The sequence below is a fragment of the Dehalobacter sp. DCA genome (assembly GCF_000305775.1).
GTDB lineage: Bacteria > Bacillota > Desulfitobacteriia > Desulfitobacteriales > Syntrophobotulaceae > Dehalobacter > Dehalobacter alkaniphilus.
Genome location: NC_018866.1, coordinates 2,891,455 through 2,909,508 on the forward strand (window position 1 = coordinate 2,891,455; position 18,054 = coordinate 2,909,508).

General features: G+C 45.8%; 13 protein-coding genes and 1 other RNA gene. 1 reads left to right on the forward strand and 13 read right to left on the reverse strand.

The genetic code is table 11. The features are described from left to right. Positions 1-163 precede the first annotated feature (163 nt). Both DHBDCA_RS13815 and ssrA read right to left on the reverse strand, forming a co-directional pair. Positions 164-1,798 (reverse strand): cell wall-binding repeat-containing protein, encoded by a 1,635-nt coding sequence (locus tag DHBDCA_RS13815; protein WP_015044851.1) that lies wholly within the window; start codon positions 1,796-1,798, stop codon positions 164-166. Between the two features lie 716 nt (positions 1,799-2,514). Further along, positions 2,515-2,865, reverse strand: a transfer-messenger RNA (tmRNA) gene (gene ssrA, locus DHBDCA_RS15105). Between the two features lie 456 nt (positions 2,866-3,321). Here ssrA and DHBDCA_RS13825 point away from each other — a divergent pair. Beyond that, complete coding sequence (locus DHBDCA_RS13825) at positions 3,322-4,764, forward strand: PIG-L deacetylase family protein (protein WP_015044852.1); 1,443 nt, start codon at positions 3,322-3,324, stop codon at positions 4,762-4,764. Here DHBDCA_RS13825 and DHBDCA_RS13830 read toward each other — a convergent pair. From DHBDCA_RS13830 to trkA, 11 genes are all read right to left on the reverse strand, one after another. Then, positions 4,761-5,750, reverse strand: coding sequence for a DUF4003 domain-containing protein (locus DHBDCA_RS13830; protein ID WP_015044853.1), 990 nt, complete (start codon positions 5,748-5,750; stop codon positions 4,761-4,763). The two genes, DHBDCA_RS13825 and DHBDCA_RS13830, sit on opposite strands and share 4 nt — an antisense overlap. Positions 5,751-5,772: 22 nt before the next feature. Further along, the gene (gene smpB, locus DHBDCA_RS13835; protein ID WP_015044854.1) at positions 5,773-6,237 is read right to left on the reverse strand and encodes an SsrA-binding protein SmpB; all 465 of its coding nucleotides are present in this window, start codon (positions 6,235-6,237) and stop codon (positions 5,773-5,775) included. A 108-nt stretch (positions 6,238-6,345) separates the two neighbouring features. Then, positions 6,346-7,110: an alpha/beta hydrolase gene (locus DHBDCA_RS13840; RefSeq protein WP_015044855.1), complete on the reverse strand. Its 765-nt coding sequence runs from the start codon at positions 7,108-7,110 to the stop codon at positions 6,346-6,348. 241 nt (positions 7,111-7,351) lie between these two features. After that, the gene (locus tag DHBDCA_RS13845) at positions 7,352-9,361 is read right to left on the reverse strand and encodes a sodium-translocating pyrophosphatase (RefSeq protein WP_015044856.1); all 2,010 of its coding nucleotides are present in this window, start codon (positions 9,359-9,361) and stop codon (positions 7,352-7,354) included. A 129-nt stretch (positions 9,362-9,490) separates the two neighbouring features. Further along, positions 9,491-9,721: a preprotein translocase subunit SecG gene (gene secG, locus DHBDCA_RS13850; protein WP_015044857.1), complete on the reverse strand. Its 231-nt coding sequence runs from the start codon at positions 9,719-9,721 to the stop codon at positions 9,491-9,493. A 219-nt stretch (positions 9,722-9,940) separates the two neighbouring features. Continuing rightward, entirely contained in the window at positions 9,941-11,215 is a 1,275-nt protein-coding gene (gene eno, locus DHBDCA_RS13855) for a phosphopyruvate hydratase (protein WP_025206215.1), read from the reverse strand. Positions 11,216-11,315: 100 nt separating this feature from the next. Continuing rightward, the gene (gene gpmI, locus DHBDCA_RS13860; protein WP_015044859.1) at positions 11,316-12,866 is read right to left on the reverse strand and encodes a 2,3-bisphosphoglycerate-independent phosphoglycerate mutase; all 1,551 of its coding nucleotides are present in this window, start codon (positions 12,864-12,866) and stop codon (positions 11,316-11,318) included. A 5-nt stretch (positions 12,867-12,871) separates the two neighbouring features. Next, positions 12,872-13,636 (reverse strand): triose-phosphate isomerase, encoded by a 765-nt coding sequence (gene tpiA, locus DHBDCA_RS13865; RefSeq protein WP_015044860.1) that lies wholly within the window; start codon positions 13,634-13,636, stop codon positions 12,872-12,874. 132 nt (positions 13,637-13,768) lie between these two features. Continuing rightward, positions 13,769-14,962, reverse strand: a complete 1,194-nt coding sequence (locus DHBDCA_RS13870; protein ID WP_015044861.1) for a phosphoglycerate kinase — start codon at positions 14,960-14,962, stop codon at positions 13,769-13,771. Positions 14,963-15,246: 284 nt separating this feature from the next. Continuing rightward, positions 15,247-16,701, reverse strand: coding sequence for a TrkH family potassium uptake protein (locus DHBDCA_RS13875; RefSeq protein ID WP_015044863.1), 1,455 nt, complete (start codon positions 16,699-16,701; stop codon positions 15,247-15,249). 15 nt (positions 16,702-16,716) lie between these two features. Further along, positions 16,717-18,048, reverse strand: a complete 1,332-nt coding sequence (gene trkA, locus DHBDCA_RS13880) for a Trk system potassium transporter TrkA (protein WP_015044864.1) — start codon at positions 18,046-18,048, stop codon at positions 16,717-16,719. Positions 18,049-18,054: the final 6 nt, after the last annotated feature.

Below are 18,054 nucleotides of genomic sequence, written 5' to 3' on the forward strand. Positions count from 1 at the left end.
TTGGCAAGCAGGGACTAAACAATCCTTGAGTTTTTTCACAGTTATTATTCCTAATATATAAGCAATAATACTTTCAATTGAAACAAGAACAGTTATTCCGCCCTAAATCATCGAGGCTTCATAATCCATTTAACAGTCGACATCAATGTTTTTTGTTATTTGTCTATTCATCCACAATATCGACGTCATAATTGTTATTGTTGTTTGTTTTTCCTGGCTTAATATATAGTGTAACGTCGTCGCTGCCAATATTAGCAGTGCTGATCGTACCTGATCCGGATAAGGTAAGGCGTGAATTGGCATTGAGTATATTTATCTTTCCGCTATCTAGTACGATCTCTATCCCCTCTGAAGCAACGTTGACTGTACTGAAGCCTCCCATTAATTCTACATATTCTCCTCGGATGATATTTACGGTCGTAAATGCTACCGATGATGTGCAGTCAGAAGCGTCAAGGGTGGCATCTGTTTCCAACAGGACATTCTGTACTTGAGATTTCTCATCAAGGTCTATTACAGTATTCTTTTCCGATATGACGTCAATAACCAGCGCTTTGGAAATAAAAGTATCGCCGAGAATTTCCCCTGACCCGCATCCCCTTACAGTGGTCCGGCCTTTGACCGTAACATTTCTCAGTTCAACCGTTCCGCCGCCGATACCTTCACCCAGGAGAAGATCACCTTGAATAACCGTGTTCTGGACAATAACACCCGAGGATTCAATGGCCAGATTCCCGACTGTCATTGTTCCGGACAAAGGACCATATGTGCCTGCCTGGTCAAAAACACTTTTTTGTACTTGATCATAGCTTTGATTAAGTCCGTCGATAATGTGGTCAGAGACTGCCCCAGTCCCACCTAGGGCATGGATATAGCTGGCGACGGTCATATGACTCCGGACCAAATCTTCTGTTATAACGGAACGTTCCGTTCCACAGAGAATGATCGGCGAGGATGTTTTTGCTGCCAGTGCTGTGCCGGCCAATGAGGCGGCAAAACCTTCTTCATTATCCGCAGTTCCTACATAGAGCTTATTATAATCAAGAACTTTGGAAAAATACTCAAGAACAACCCGGTTCGTATCATAGCGATCATTTCCTGCCAACCTGACTGGAGAAGGAATCTGGTTTTCGATGTTTGTCCCGATAACGCTTGTTCCCCCGATAATATAAGTGCTACTGATTTGATAATTTTGCAGATGCATTCTTACAACTTCCGGTAAAACATTGGCCGACGAAAGGAGAACAGAATAACCTTGAGCCGCAGCAATTGTCGAAATGGACAGAGTATCAGCATAGTTATTCCCATTCGCCAGGGCGACAGTTTTACTACCAAGCCTTTTAGCGATTTCAACAGAAGTCGCATATCTGTCAGAACCGTAGATGCGTTCAATATTGGACACATTAGTAGACTCTTCAAGAGTATGTTCTACATTTCTGGATATCGCATCATATCCCCCAATAATCAAAATATTTTTTACATCCAATCTTTCAATTTCTTTGAGGGCATAGCTGTTAAGTGTAGACTTTTCTGTATAGAGAATGGGGGCGTTATATTTTTTGGCTAAAGGGCCGGCACAAAGCGCGTCGGCAAAATCTTCGCCGCTGACAAGAAGGACATAATCGGATTGATCCCATCCCTCACCGGAGATGTCCATGGCCGTCTGGTAGCGGTCCACACCAGACAACCTGCTGTCGTAATATGCACAGGCATTCTCTGGACGGGGAAGCAGCAACAATATTAAGATAAAAGAACCCAAAAGCAGACAGTAGCTAAAACCTTTTTTCAGATATACCATGTCAATTCCCCTTTGCTAACTCTTTGTTACAATTTTATAATCTTTTTTATAATCTTTGTTGCATATAATTTTCTAGTCTACGCTTTTTAGACTTAAACTTATCCTAATATATATCGTAAGACAGATTTCATTATTATATCGGCATTTATACAAAGATTAATTATATATTCTTCAGGTTAAACTATTTTCCTTTTTAAGTCCTCAGGTGTCCTATTCTTTTGAGATAATCAAAGATTCCAGCCTTTCATATTTTGTTCTCAATGTCCACAGTAAATCGGTGGTCGGGCAGAATGAAATGATTAAAGAGAGCATATCTAATACGAAAATGTTTCGTATTTGGGACAAGCAATGCTTTCAAGCTTCTTAAGCGGCAGTCCTGGAAAAAGGTAGTTTTACATATTCGTGACGATATCCCGACCCAAAAGCTCCGCTTATGTCTGTCTGAACATCCTTTTGGCACGGTCAAATGGTACCATGGCGCCCATTATCTATTATGCAAGGGTATAGAAAAAGCCACAGGCGAGCTGGGGCTTAGTTTTCTTGCTTATAATTTGAAAAGGGCCATCAATATGGTGGGAACAAGGAAATTAGTGGAGGCAATGGGGGGATAATCCCTTCTTTTTTTTTGCTTTTTTCAAATCCATATAAAAAAACAGGGAAATCCCTGCCTTGCAAATCATAAAACCCGCATGAATAGCGGGTTTTCGGACGAATTTTGGTGGAGGCGAGGGGACTTGCACCCCTGTATCGAAAGACAATACCAAAAGCATCTACGTGTGTAGCTCTCATTTTAATTCTCGCTTCGCGGGACTCCTGAAAGCGGGATTCCTTTGAAGCCAGTCTGGTTAATCCTTGTTTTGGCCTCAGACGGTGGCCGCACAAGTTTTCCTGCTAATTTGACACCCTGGACCTTCCCCGCAGGTTAAGAAGGCAGGATGTAGCAGCTTAAGCTGCTAAAGCGTAATTTGTTTTGTCAGTTATTGTTTGTCCGCTGTTTAACGAGGTCAAGCGGGATCTCGACACGCAACTCTTGCCATTGCTCCCCCGAGCGAGTCTAAAACGCCCCCGAGAAAGTGTAACGATATCATTATACCATATCTCTACATTTTGACTAGTACTAACTTGAAAACTTTTATTTATTATTTAAGAAAATACAAACATGTTTCTTAAGAAGCATGATTCGGCCTATATAACTTTATTTTTAATTTTAATTTATTTTTTTACTTAATCAATTGATTTTTAAATAGTTTTAAATGGTTTATTTTTTAACTATTACTTGCATTTATTTGCGTTATTTTAAATATCATCTTGAGATAATAGCGCTTTCTTAGGATAAACGCTTAATTTTTTAAATTACTTCAATTTGTTATATTTTTATTTTTTTATCATTCATCTATTTTAAGCCTCTTATTTTAAGGTATAATGTTAGATGGCAATTTAACCATAGAGACTTATAAATTTGTATAAAATCACTCGAGCAAAAATTCTTAAACACAAATTTTGCTGAGCTTAACTGAGGTATTATGAAAAAAATCTTGAAAAGAAGAATTCTCCTGGCTGCTTCTACTCTGATTATTGTATTCGCGTTTGTATTTATCCTATCGGATCAGATGGCTGCCAATTATATGGTCAACACAACTCCGGAGCATATCGGTGCGCCTGGAGCGAACTCCCGGGTCCTGATTATTGCGCCGCACCCAGATGACGAGACGCTGGGGGCGGGTATGCTCATCAAAAAGACGCTGGCTAACGGAGGTAAAGTAAAAGTGGTCCTTATGACCAATGGTGATGGTTATAGGGTTGCAGCCCATTTAGACTATACAAAGCTGACGCTTACATCAAAAGAATATATCAATTTTGGCTATACACGCCAGCAGGAATCAGTGAAAGCTCTGGCATCATTGGGAATTTCTGAAAGCGATATTATCTTCCTGGGTTATCCTGACGGCGGACTTGCCTCACTATGGTCTTCCAACTGGAATTCAACGAGTCCGTACACCAGTCCCTATACCCAAGCAGACCGGTCACCCTATACCAACAGTCTTAAGAAAAGCCGCCTGTATTGCGGGCAAAATGTTGTTGCTGATTTATCACAGATCATTCACGATTTTCAGCCAACCGATATTGTCATGCCGCACCCGAATGATAAACATCCGGATCATTGGGCTACCAATGCTTTCACGAAATATACGCTGACTGTGCTGAACTATTCTCCGCAGAAAGAGTGGCTTTATCTAATTCACCGCGGTTTATGGCCTAGCCCGGAAGCCGGCTCACAGCATAAAAGGGATCTTGCGCCACCGGCCAAACTGCTTAAAACCGGCACCAAGTGGTATACACTCGATCTAACTGATCAGGAAATAAGATTAAAGACCGAAGCGATCAAGCTGTATCATTCGCAGCAAAAAACACTGGGATTCCAGATGTCCTGTTTTGAAAAGCCGAGCGAATTATTTGGGCAGTACACAGATGCTAAACTAATCAGCGGCATGCATATAGATTCGGACATTACGCCAAATGCCGGCAATATATTGATTCAGGACCCTGTTCAGGATAAACTGCTTTTGGATGTGGACAAAGGAGGAGATATCTTAGCTGTCTATGCAGAAATCTCCAAGGAAGGCAATTTGCATCTTATGATACAAACAGATCAAAAAATGATTAAGGAATTAAATGAATATCGTTATAATCTGGTCTTTATCAATAAAGAAAAGTCCTCGCACCTGACCCTCATCGTCAAAGGAAATGAGGTCTATGCGCAGGACCCAACTACAAATACAATCACAAGGGAGACTGCAAATATTTATGTTTCAAATCAGGGCGGTATGTCTCACCTTATTATTAATCAATCAGCATTTCAGCAATTAGAATTTGGCCATTATGATCATGTCTTTATGGATGCGGAGTCTGCTTTTAATAGCCACCTGATAGACAAAACTGCCTGGCGGATGATCGATACACGCTAGCTGCCGCTGGATGCAGCCGTTGCGGCACACGCAGCGCCGATCATTGCTGCATTTTGAGCTGCGATGAGTGCTTCAATTGTCACAAAAGCATTGGTATAGATCACATCATTGCTGTTTTTGAGGCTTTCCAACATCGTGCAAGAAACGAGCGACGCTGCTGTAAGAAAAATAGTCTCCTTGCCCAGCCAGCGGATATTTCGGTCTTCTCGGAGATATTCACTCATTCCAAGCACCTCACGCGCAGCTCTCTGGCTTTTATCTTCAAGCAAGGTAAGCAGACCGAGTGTTCCATAGTTATTGGCGTAGACTTTTAATTTATTTTGACCGAAGAAATCATACAGGATGCGGCATCTTGCAGCTTTAGCCTTACTGTTCTCCTCGCTCAGACTTAAGATGTGCGACAAGAATTGGAGCCCGTTTCCACGGCTAAAACCACATTCATGAAGTTCTTTGTACAGCTCTTCCATTTTGGCTATGATACTCTGTACGGGTTTATCCGAAGCTGCAAGCAGGATTGAGACAGCATAATCATCACCGGAAGTCAGCCAGGGGTGATGTTTCTTCATTTCGGTGAAAATCTCATAGGCTTTGGCAATCCGAATATCGGCTTTGCGCGGTTCGCAATTCAAGAACAGTGTATAGGCAGTCACCGGCCTGTATGTGTAACTGCGAAACCCGTTTTCTTTGAGTTTCTCATCATAAGCAAGAAGGATATCCAGTTTTGTTTCCGGATCGGGAGAATTGACGAGCAGCAAGGCTGAATACAGAATGGATCTTTGTCTGAAACTCGAAAAAGAACCCAAATTCTTTTTGATATAGTCATTGACCCTTTCGATTTCTTTCCTGTCATAAGCCTTGTCTTTGGTTACATAAGACAAAGCAATCAGCGTATTGATACTGCTTGAATTTTTCCAGCGAAAATCTTTGGCAACCTGCTGATAGATATTGATCAGACTTTCAGCTTTTTTTCGTAGATTGCTGTCCATTTCCCCATCCCCTTTCCCCGAACTAACCCTTGTTTCTGTCTCTTAAATCCCGTTCCATTTGCCTTTTGGCATCCCGCTCGGCCAGATCATCCCGCTTGTCATAAGTTTTTTTGCCTTTGCACAGCCCAAGTTCAATTTTGGCCATGCCGTGCTTGAGATAAATCTTTAACGGGACAAGGGTCATTCCCTGTAGCTTGACCTTATCCCCCATCTTAATAATCTCGGTGCGATTAAGCAGCAGTTTTCTCTTCCGCAGCGGATCATGGTTGAACCTGTTCCCTTGTTCATACGGGCTGATATGCATCTGATTTAGCCAAACCTCACCCTTGATAATCTCAGCATAACTGTCTTTGAGATTCACACGGCCGGCCCGGATTGACTTTATCTCGGTCCCCGTTAAGATGATCCCGGCTTCATAACTGTCCTCGACAAAGAAATCGTGCCTGGCTTTTCTGTTTTCAGCGATGACCTTAATTCCCTCAGCCAATTTATTTCCACCTCGCTGCTTTATCTATTAATAATATTACCCGTTGTTGACCGCTCAGGCAATGGGTATTTCCTTGAGATTATTTTCAGAAAAAATCAGTAAACCGACCTATGGGACCAGCAGCTGACGCTTTTCTATAAATTCCCGTATTTTTTGGGCCAATTCGTCCCGCGCTGCGCTCAACGGCAGATAGTGGTCCTCATCTTTCCAGTAAACTGCATCGCAATAACGGTCTCCGATGCTCTTCTGAATAAATTCGCCGCTGGACGGATGGACTGTCCCGTCAGCCATGCTCTGGACCATAAGCGTCGGACAGCTAATTTGGGGCAACTTTCCTTTCATTCGTTCAATGGCTTGGTTTAAGGAAATAAATGATATTACCGGTACCTGAATATAGGAAAAATGTGGGAGTCCCTCGCTGTTCAGGCTGATCTCAGCGGTTTTATGCGGCTTGCCAACATATTCTATTTTTCCTATCAAGCTTTCGGCCTGATGCAGCTTTTCATCAACATAAATAATCGGGGCATTGATGGAGACTGCACCGTCGATCCTGCCCTGAGCTGCCAGAGATAGTGCCAGCAATCCGCCCATGGAATGTCCAATGGCAAGGACTCTCTGACACGTTTTCTTTAATTGCTCAGCTGCTTCGGCAACAGCTCGCTCCCAATCCTGCCAGGATGTCTTCTTCAAGTCTTCTATTGAAGTTCCATGGCCGGGCAGAAGCGGGGCCTGGACTGTATATCCCCAATTTTTCAATCTCTCGCCAAGTGGCTTCATATCAATCGGGCAGGCTGTAAAGCCGTGAATCAGAAGGATCGCCGTGCTTCCGCCTGAAAAGTAAAAAGGTTTGATCAGCTCTTCTCGTGTAAACATACTTCTCCCTTCCACTTACCAACATCAGGCAATAATGTCCTTATCGGTTTATTTAAACAGATTTTTTTACTGAATGCAATGTCTTTGATTTTATGATGGTAAATAAGCTTCGCTGATAGTCTTAAAGAATAAATAAAATGATTTAGGATAAATAAAGTTCATACGAAAATAGAAATGGAGATGCTTTAAAGGCATCTCCATATATTTCACTTGAAAACGATGTTTGGACGGACCTAACCTCTTAGCGAAGGAAAGGAGCGATGATCAGGGAAATTGTTCCCATAACCTTAATCAAAGCATTCAGGGAAGGACCGGCAGTATCTTTGAACGGATCGCCAACGGTGTCGCCGATAACAGCTGCAGCGTGAGCAGGAGTCCCCTTGCCGCCATGATGTCCGGATTCAATATATTTCTTGGCATTGTCCCAGGCCCCGCCGGCGTTGGCCATGAATACGGCCATCAGGAAGCCGGCAAATGTACCGCCTGCGAGCATTCCACCCATGGCGCTCTTGCCTAAAATAAATCCAACAAGTACCGGTGTGCATACGGCCAGTAAACCTGGAGCGATCATTTGTCTGATTGCCGCTTTGGTCGAAATATCAACGCAGGCTGCATAATCAGGTTTCGCTTTGCCTTCCATCAGTCCGGGGATTTCTCTGAACTGACGGCGGACTTCAGCAATCATGTCAAACGCAGCTCTTCCGACCGCCTGCATCGCAAAAGCGGAGAACAGGAACGGCAGGGCAGCACCAATAAATAGACCGACAATCGTCGTCGGCACAAGAATGTCAATGACCTGAAGGTCGGCAAGTTCAGCAAACGCGTTGAACAGAGCCAGCGCGGTAATTGCAGCTGATCCAATCGCGAAGCCTTTAGCTACGGCAGCTGTGGTATTTCCAACAGCGTCAAGTTTATCTGTTGTTTTACGCACACTCGGATCGAGTTCAGCCATTTCGGCAATACCGCCGGCATTGTCAGCCACCGGTCCGAAAGAGTCAATCGCAACGATGATTCCCGCTGTGGAAAGCATCGCCATTGCAGCCATCGCAATGCCATATATACCCGCAACCTGATAAGCCACCAGGATCGCAGCACAAATCGTAATGACCGGCAAAGCTGTACTTTTTAGACCGACAGCCAAACCCGTAATGATGTTCGTAGCTGCTCCGGTTTCGGAGGCCTTGGCAATCGACTGAGCCGGTTTCTTTTCATTGGATGTGTAGTACTCCGTGATCAAACCAATGATAATATTTACTGCAAGACCGCAGATAATGGCTAAAAATATCCTGTTTGGTGTGAGTACGAGTCCGGATTCTGTGACATAAGTTGCCGGCATCAGCAGATGGACTGCGGCAAAAGAACCAATAGCTGTAATCACATTTGTTCCCCAAAGGCCCATGTTCAGAGCCATCTGTGGATTGGCCTTTTCTCCTGTGCGCACAAAGAAGCTGGCAATAATCGAGGCAAGAATACCGATCGCACCGATAATCAGGAAGATAGACTCGCCAATGCCATGACCGCCGAAGACCGAAAAGCCGATCAGCATGCCGGAAATGGCGGTTGCAGCATAAGATTCAAACAAGTCGGCACCCATACCTGCTGTATCACCAACGTTGTCACCGACATTATCAGCAATAACTGCCGGGTTACGCGGATCATCTTCAGGAATTCCGGCTTCAACCTTCCCTACAAGGTCCGCTCCAACGTCAGCAGCCTTGGTAAAGATACCTCCACCGACACGGGCAAACAGTGCAATCGCACTTGCGCCAAAAGCAAAGGAGTTGATGGTTTCAGCATCACCAAAGATCATAAACAGCCCGGCAACACCTAACAGACCCAGACCAGCCACCGAAAATCCCATAACTGCGCCTGCACGGAATGACACGCCGAGTGCTTTGTTCAAACTGGTACGGGCAGCTTCTGTTGTACGGGCATTGGCTCTGGTCGTAATCCCCATGCCGACATAACCTGCAGCACCTGAAGCTACTGCACCAACCAAGAAGGACAGTGGTGCCGCAGCGTTACCTTTTAACGCAAATAAAGCAATAAAAATAATGATAACAATCGGAATAAGCGTTCTGTATTGACGGTTTAGATAAGCCATCGCGCCAACTTGAATCGCTTTGGAAATTTCTTTCATTTTGTCATTTCCGGCGCTTTCCTTAAGTACACTTTTTGCAAAAAACAATGCCATGAGCAGTCCGATAATTCCTGCTCCTACACCCACTAAGGGTATCTGTGAGAAATCCATTCCTACTACCTCCTAATAAATAACCACACGAAGTATGTTCCACGCAGCCTGGTGTGTTGACCTTATTTTATACCGAATAATCCGCACAATTACGGATAAATCTGCAGGTCACGGGATCTTGCTGTTATCTTATTTTAAAAACATGGTCAGCCCTAGCGAACTTACAAGGAACAAAACGGCAAATACAACACCAAATTTGGCGAATAAGCCTTCCTTTCCTTTGGCAGCCTTACCGAAAAATTGCTCACCCGCTCCGGTGATCGAACCGGAAAGACCAGCGCTTTTTCCTGGCTGCAGCAGAACTGTGGCGATTAACCCGAGAGAACTGATAATTAAAATTACAACGATTGCTATTGTCATATTTTCACCTCCCTCAAAGGTTTAAACCGTTATTTTACCCGGCTTTAACTATTTACAGCATATGTTTCCCTGGTCGGCATAAAATAGCATGTTTGTCTGATTATGGTCAGTATTGCTATTTTAGCACAGCCCCAGTGTTGACGCAAGGGAATACGGCCTGAATGGCCGATTATTGCGGATGGAATGCCCATAGCCGATTGTGGATGGACCCAGGACTGACTATTTCAGCACGGCTCTGCCTTTGTAGATAGCGGTTAACCCGAGTTCTTCCTCAATCCGGAGAAGTTCATTATATTTAACCAAACGGTCCGTACGAGCCGGCGCGCCTGTTTTCAGCTGTCCAGCATTGACTGCTACGGCAATATGGGCCAAAGAGACATCTTCTGTTTCTCCGGACCGATGGGAAATAACCGTGGTATAGCCGGCTCTTTTAGCTATCTCGATCGTATCGAGGGTTTCGGTCAGGGTGCCAATCTGATTCAGCTTGATTAAGATGGAATTCCCGCACTTCGCCTGAATTCCCCGGCTAAGCCGCGTTGGATTCGTAACAAACAAATCGTCCCCGACAAGCTGGATTCTGTTGCCGAGCCGTTGGGTGAGTTTAGCCCAGCCGTCCCAGTCTTCCTCTGACAGACCGTCTTCTATCGAGACAATCGGAAATTTGCTGCATAAGTCTTCATAGTAGGCGATCATTTCGTCCGCGGTTTTCGTCAATCCTTCGCCTTCCAGAACATATAGGCCGTTTTTATACATTTCGGTAGCCGCTGCATCAATCGCCAGTGTAACCTCTTCGCCAGGTTTGTAGCCGGCTTTTTGAATGGCATCGACAATGACTTCCAAAGCTTCGGCGTTGGAAGCAAGGTTCGGCGCAAAGCCGCCTTCATCTCCGATTGCGGTTACCAGACCTTTCCCCTTTAAGACGCTCTTAAGGGTATGGTATATTTCCGAGCCCATTCTCATCGCTTCGGCAAAGCTGGCTGCTCCGACCGGCATAATCATAAATTCCTGAATATCCACATTGTTGTCGGCATGTTTGCCTCCGTTCAGGATATTCATCATCGGCACGGGAAGCTCCTTGGCATTAATGCCGCCGATATACTGGTAGAACGGCAGGCCGAGATAAAGAGAGGCCGCTCTGGCTGCAGCCAACGATACGCCCAGAATGGCATTAGCTCCAAGCTTGCTCTTGGTTTCCGTTCCGTCGATCTCTTGAAGCGTCCGATCGATCCCCGGCTGATCAAAGACATTGAGTCCTTCCATTTCCAGACCAATCACGTCATTGACATTGTCAACCGCCTGAAGAACGCCTTTGCCAAGATAACGGTTCTTGTCCCCGTCGCGCAGTTCCAGAGCCTCAAAAGCTCCGGTGGAAGCGCCGGACGGCACAGCAGCCCGCCCCATGGTGCCGTCTTCCAGCACAACATCTACTTCAACAGTCGGAAAACCTCTGGAATCAAGGATTTCCCGTGCAATTACCTGGTCAATAAAACTCATCATAGTCACTCCTTCATTTTTTTTGATTTTTTTGGGCATACGCTATTGCTAGTACCTTGGTACTGGGTATACACCTGGGTTTGTTTGTTTGCCATGGATACTAGTATAAAAGCAAGGATTTACCGGTCATTTCCGCCGGAATATCAAGCTTCAGCAGCTTCAGCATTGTCGGTGCAATATCGCAGAGACTTCCTCCCTCCCGGAGGGTACGGTCTTTATACGTATCATTCACCAGAATGAACGGTACCTTATTGGTCGTATGCGCTGTAAACGGTGAATTTGTTTCCTGATCAATCATGCACTCAGCATTTCCATGGTCCGAAGTAATTAACACAGTCCCGCCTTTGGCCTGAACTGCATCAACGATCTTCCCGATACAAACATCGACAGCTTCCAAGGCCTTGACTGCCGCTAGAAGATATCCGGTATGTCCGATCATATCGGCGTTAGCAAAATTTAAAACAATTACATCATATTGATCTTCCCGCACTTTGCTAAGCAGGGCCTCGGTGATGCCATAGGCGCTCATTTCCGGCTGCAGGTTGTAGGTAGGCACTCCCGGTGACGGAATCAGACAGCGGTCTTCTCCATCTTCAGGTTCCTCTATCCCACCATTGAAAAAGAATGTTACATGCGCATATTTTTCTGTTTCAGCGATGCGAAGCTGCCTTAGACCTTTGGCTGCCAGAGCCTCGCCAAGTGTATTTTCGAGGTTTTGCGGCGGAAAAACCACCGGACAGTCAAAGCTGGCATCGTACTCGGTAAGGCAGACATAATGCACCCGGGGACGGTTTGTCCGTATAAAACCTTCAAAATTTTCTTCAATAAACGCCCGGGTAATTTCTCTGGCCCGGTCTGCCCGAAAATTAAAGAAAAGCACACTGTCGTCGTTTTCAATGACCGCCACTGGACGGCCTGATTCATCCGTGATTACGGTCGGGTCAACAAACTCATCGACAATCTTTTTGTCATAAGCATTCTCTACAGCTGCCAGAGCATTACAGGCCATCGGCCCCTCTCCGGCTACAAGGGCTTTATATGCTTTCTCCACTCTGTCCCAGCGCTTATCTCTGTCCATCACATAATAACGCCCACTAACTGTAGCAATTTTTCCTCTGCCAAGCTGTTTCAGTTTATTTTCCAGCTGCCGAATAAATTCCTTGGCGCTTTGGGGAAGAACATCTCTGCCGTCAAGAACCGGATGAATATAAATCTTCTCTACGCCGGCCTCAACCGCCATGTCCAGTAATGCAAACAAATGACGGATATGGGAATGGACACCACCGTCCGAAAGCAGCCCCAGCAAGTGAAAAGCTTTTCCGGAATCCCTGGCTCGGGTCATTGCTTCGCGCAGCACTTCATTCTTGACAAGGTCTCCTTCGTCCATTGCCTTGAAGATCCGTGTCAGTTCCTGATAGACGACCCGGCCGGCGCCAATGTTTAAGTGGCCGACCTCCGAATTGCCCATTTGTCCTTCCGGCAATCCCACTGCAGCACCCGAAGCGTTAAGAAGAGTATGTGGATAACTTTCCTGCAAACGGGAAAAATTCGGGATCTTTGCAAGCAGCGTTGCATTTCCATTCTTTTCTTTGCTACAGCCCCAACCGTCCAGGATCATCAGCAGGAGCGGCCTCCCTGTTGCCTCGGACATCAAAATCACCTCACGCTGCCAATCAGTTCAGTAAATCCAAGGAAGTCCAGACTTGCTCCACCGACCAGCGCACCATCAATATCCGGCTGATCCATCAGTTCGGCGATATTGGAAGCCTTGACACTTCCACCGTATAAAATTCGTATTTCCTGAGCGGCTTCAGCGGAGAGCCTCGCCAGGGTGGTACGGATTGCGGCACACATTTCCTGGGCATCCTGCGGAGAGGCTGTCCTGCCTGTTCCGATAGCCCAAATGGGTTCATATGCAACAACAATCTTTCTGATTGCTTCAGGACTCAACTCCCTGAGGGCATTCTCAACCTGCCCTTGCACAAAGACTAGGGCCTGACCTGCTTCTCTCAAAGCCAAGTTCTCACCGACACACAGAATTGGCGTCAGTCCAAAGTCCAGTGCGGTCTTAACTTTTCTTGCTATAAGCGCGTCATCTTCTTTAAAATATTCCCTGCGTTCCGAGTGGCCGATAATCACATAGGTACAGGCTAGCTCTGTCAGCATAAGCGGCGATATCTCTCCGGTATACGCGCCTTGTGTCTCATAATACATATTTTGGGCGCCAATATGGATGATACTCTCTTCAAGTTCATCCTTTAAGGCAGCCAGCGCAGTAAACGGTGCACAAATTACCATTTCCGCGTTTGTTCCATTTTCCAGTTTCTCCAAATTTTCCAACAGTCCCGCGGCAAAATCTTTGGCTTCCTGTACCGTCTTATACATCTTCCAATTACCTGCAATGATCGGCTTTCTTGTCATCAGAGACCCCTCCCATAGCTTTTTTATCTGTAATATATTCCTATGCCTGATATTTTTATATCTTATTTTGTGATATTCATATCTCGTAGACTGATTCTTTAAATTCCGCTAATACCTGAAATTGAGTAAATTTCAGTTTTCAGTTTTTTCTTTTAGTACTGCTACACCCGGCAGAATCTTTCCTTCCAGGAATTCGAGCGAAGCTCCCCCTCCGGTAGAAATATGCGTCAGTTTTTCTGCCACACCTACTTTTTCCACAGCAGCAACAGAGTCCCCACCTCCGACAATCGTTGTTCCCTGGCATCTAGCCATCGCCAGCGCGATTTGTTCCGTGCCCCGCGCAAAGTTTTCCATTTCAAATACGCCCATCGGGCCGTTCCATATGACAGTCTTCGCAGGCAGAATCGCCTCTGCAAATAATTCAGCACTTGCCGGGCCAATATCCAAAGCCATTTCTTCCGGAAGAATATTGGAGACCTCTGCAACTCTGAACGGGGCGTCCGCTTTGAACTCCAGCGTAACGACTACATCCTGCGGGAGCATCAGTTTTACGCCGGTACTTTCGGCCTGCCGGAGAAGTTCGGCGGCCAGTTCCACCTTGTCCTCTTCAATCAGTGATTTCCCGACTTCCAGGCCCTGTGCCTTCAGGAACGTATTGGCCATCCCGCCTCCGATGATCAGAACATCCACCTTTTTCAGCAGATTTTCTATGACACCAATTTTATCACTGACCTTTGCTCCACCAATAATCGCAGCAAATGGTCTGGTCGGCTGACCGAGCACCTGGCCAAGGATGTCCACTTCTTTTTTCATCAAGAATCCAGCATAAGCAGGTATATATTGGGCTATCCCTTCAGTTGAGGCATGCGCCCGGTGCGCCGCTCCAAACGCGTCATTCACGTAGATATCGGCTAAGCCGGCCAGGCTGCGTGCAAAATCAGGATCATTCTTTTCCTCTTCCTCATGAAATCTGACATTTTCCAGAAGCAGAACCTGCCCATCTTCCATATGTTCAACCAGCGCTGCAACCTTGGGCCCGATGCAATCAGGAGCGAGCTTCACTTCGGTTTCCAACAGAATGCCTAAATGTGCTGCTGCAAGTGCCAGTGAATATTTGGGATTGACTTTGCCTTTGGGTCTTCCGAGGTGGGAAGCCAAAATGACTTTAGCACCGTTTTCTTTCAGATAACGGATCGTCGGAAGTGCAGCCCTGATTCTGGTATCATCCGTAATATTTTGCTGATCGTCCATCGGTACATTAAAATCCACGCGTACGAAAACACACTTTCCCTTTACGTCTATTTCATCGATTCCGATTTTATTCATTGTTATATCTCCCTCTTTTTCTTTCATATGTTTGGAGAACAGGTTTAGTTTCCCTTTTCCCTTATTTTCTTATTCGGTCGTATGCTCAGAATATCATTTCCCGGATTCCTTCTGTTCAAATGAACATATTTGTTTGTTTTTATGTTTTATTTTAACATGTTTTTGTTTGTTTGCGCATGTTTTTTTCATTAGGCAATTCATATTCACAGAATCTTCGTTCGTCATTAGGCCACCATCAAAAAAACTGGCCGTAGCCAGTTTTTTGAGATAAGCTTACCAGCAGCTTACCAGCTTTTTTTCGATTTCCAAAACTCCGGCGTTAGAAAGACCAGCAGGGTAAAGAGTTCCAGCCTGCCCAGCAGCATACACGCTGTCAAAACAATTTTCCCGAAAGGTTCAATCGGTGCATAGGTAAACATCGGTCCGACGACGCCAAACCCTGGTCCAACGTTGCTGAGATTCGCAATAACTGCCGACATCGCATCAAAAGGCTCCAGACCTGTACCGGCCAAAAGAATAGACCCGATAGCAAACGTCAGGAAGTAAACGAAGAAAAACCGTCCCACATTACTCAGCACTGTCGTGTCAATCACTTTATCCTGAACAACAATATTGACTACCAAGCGCGGATGGATCGCTTGTCTGAGCTGAGCCAGACCCATTTTGACCAATAAAATTACTCTGGACACTTTTAAACCACCGGCAGTGGATCCGGCACTCGCGCCGATGAACATTAAAAAAAATAAAATCAATTTTGCTAGCCCCGACCACTGGTCAAAATCAGTAGATGCAAATCCGGTAGTCGTCATCAGCGTTACCACTTGAAAGACGGAATGTCTCAGAGCAGCAAGTGATCCCCAGCCCTGCTGGATGACAAGTGAACCGGTGATAATGAGCGTAGACACAACAACTATTAAAAAATAATATTTCAATTCCGTATCTTTGAGCGGACGCAAAGAACGTTTCCGCCAAGCCTGGACGAAAAGACTGAAGTTTGAACCTGCGATAAACATGAAAATGGTCAGAACAAGCTCAATAGGGAAAGAATTGTAGGCAGCAATACTTGCCGAGCGCGTGGAGAAGCCGCCTGTCGCCACAGTGGCAAAGGCATGGTTCACCGCATCAAAAAGGGACATCCCCGCGAACAACAGCAGCACAATCGTCGCCACTGTAAGCCCTGCGTAGATCCCCCAGAGAATCAGCGCAGTATCTTTGATTCTCGGAACAATCTTCTCGGAAATCGGTCCAGGGACTTCGGAGTTAAAGATGTGGACTGCCCCAATGCCAAGGTTCGGGAGGAGTACAATAAACATCACGATGATCCCCATCCCGCCCATCCAGTGGGTCAGGCTGCGCCAGAAAAGAATGCTCCTGGGCAGAACCTCCAGATTACTCAATACGCTTGATCCCGTCGTTGTCAGGCCGGAAACCACTTCGAATAACGCATCAATATAGGTTGGAACGACGCCGGAAATAATAAAAGGTAGCGCCCCAAACAGCGACGCAAAAATCCAGGCTCCCCCGACAACTGCAAAGCCTTCCCGCACGCTAATTTTGCCTTCAACTTTTCCATGCAGGCGCATAACTGTTCCGACAATGACGGTAACGCAAAAAGAAATTAGAAAAGCCCAGCCGACCTTCTCTTGAAAGAACAGTGCAACAGCAATCGGAACAACCATGGCAAAACTGTAGGCAATCAAGAACCTTCCCAAGATATTTTCCAGCAGCGTAAAATTCATGATCCTGATTCTCCGTTAAAAGAATTTATTGACCTTAATGATCGTATCAGGCAGTGCAAAGATTATCGCCTGGTCACCGGGCATCAGAACGGATTCACCGTTTGGCACGTAAACCCGACCTTGATGCAGGACTGCTCCAACCAGACAATTGTAGGGAAACCTGACCTCTTTCAGCTTCTTGCCGGCAACTTTGGACGTCGGAGATATGCCGATTTCCATAGCCTGCGCTTTGGCCCCTTCCAGCAGAGCCACGGAAATAAATTTACCCCTGCGGACCTGGCTCAGAATAAAACCGGCTGTGATCAATCTTGGTGATAAGACAGAATCCACGCCTACCTTTTCCATCAGGGGAATATACTCCGTTCTTCCTACCCGGCAAATTGTTTTCTGGGCACCCAGATCTTTGGCCATTAGGGCCAGAAGCAGATTCAGCTTATCGTCATCTGTCAGACAGACTACGGCATCGGCATCTCCGACCCCTTCTTCCATCAACAGATCAACATCGGTTCCTTCTCCGCAGTACACAGTTCCCTTTTTGAGGCTTTTGGCCAAAGCCTGACACCGTTCCGGATTCTTGTCGATCACCTTGACGATCATACCTGCCTTTTCGAGCAGAACGGCCAGATTGCGGCCAATTCGGCCGGCTCCGATGATCATGACTTTCTTGACCGGGACCATCTTTTCGGTAAACTCATCCTGGATCTCATTTAAAGCTTGCGGATCGCCGACAAGAAAAACATTGTCGCTTGGCTTCAGCATCTCCGCGCCGTTCGGTATGATCATCCTGTTTTTACGCAGAATGCCAACAATTAAAATATCTTTTGGAAGATCCAGTTCGGAAATCGGGATATTTGTATGCGGTGATTCTGGCCGGATCCTTACTTCCAACAACCTGACTTTTCCATCGGCAAAATCCTCGACCTCTAGTGCTGCCGGAATAAATAAGATCCTGCTTATTTCAACCGCGGTAACATGTTCAGGGTTAATCGTCAGATCGATTCCCAAAGAACGATGGAATTCGGATTCCTCGTTACCAATATATTCGCTATTACGGATTCGGGCGATTGTTTGATGTATTCCGGCCTGTTTCGCGGCCATACACGCTACCATGTTCACTTCATCACTGTCGGTGACCGCAATCATCAAGTCTGCCGACCGGACATCCGCGTTCATCAAGACCCTGGGGCTCGCTCCATTTCCTTGAATAGTCATGACATCAAGGCTGTTTTGGATAATATTCCGGCGTGTTTCATCTTCCTCAATAACAATGACATCATGGTCTTCATCAACGAGGTACTGCGCCAGACCGAAACCAACCTTTCCAGCTCCCACAATGACTACCCGCACGTTAAC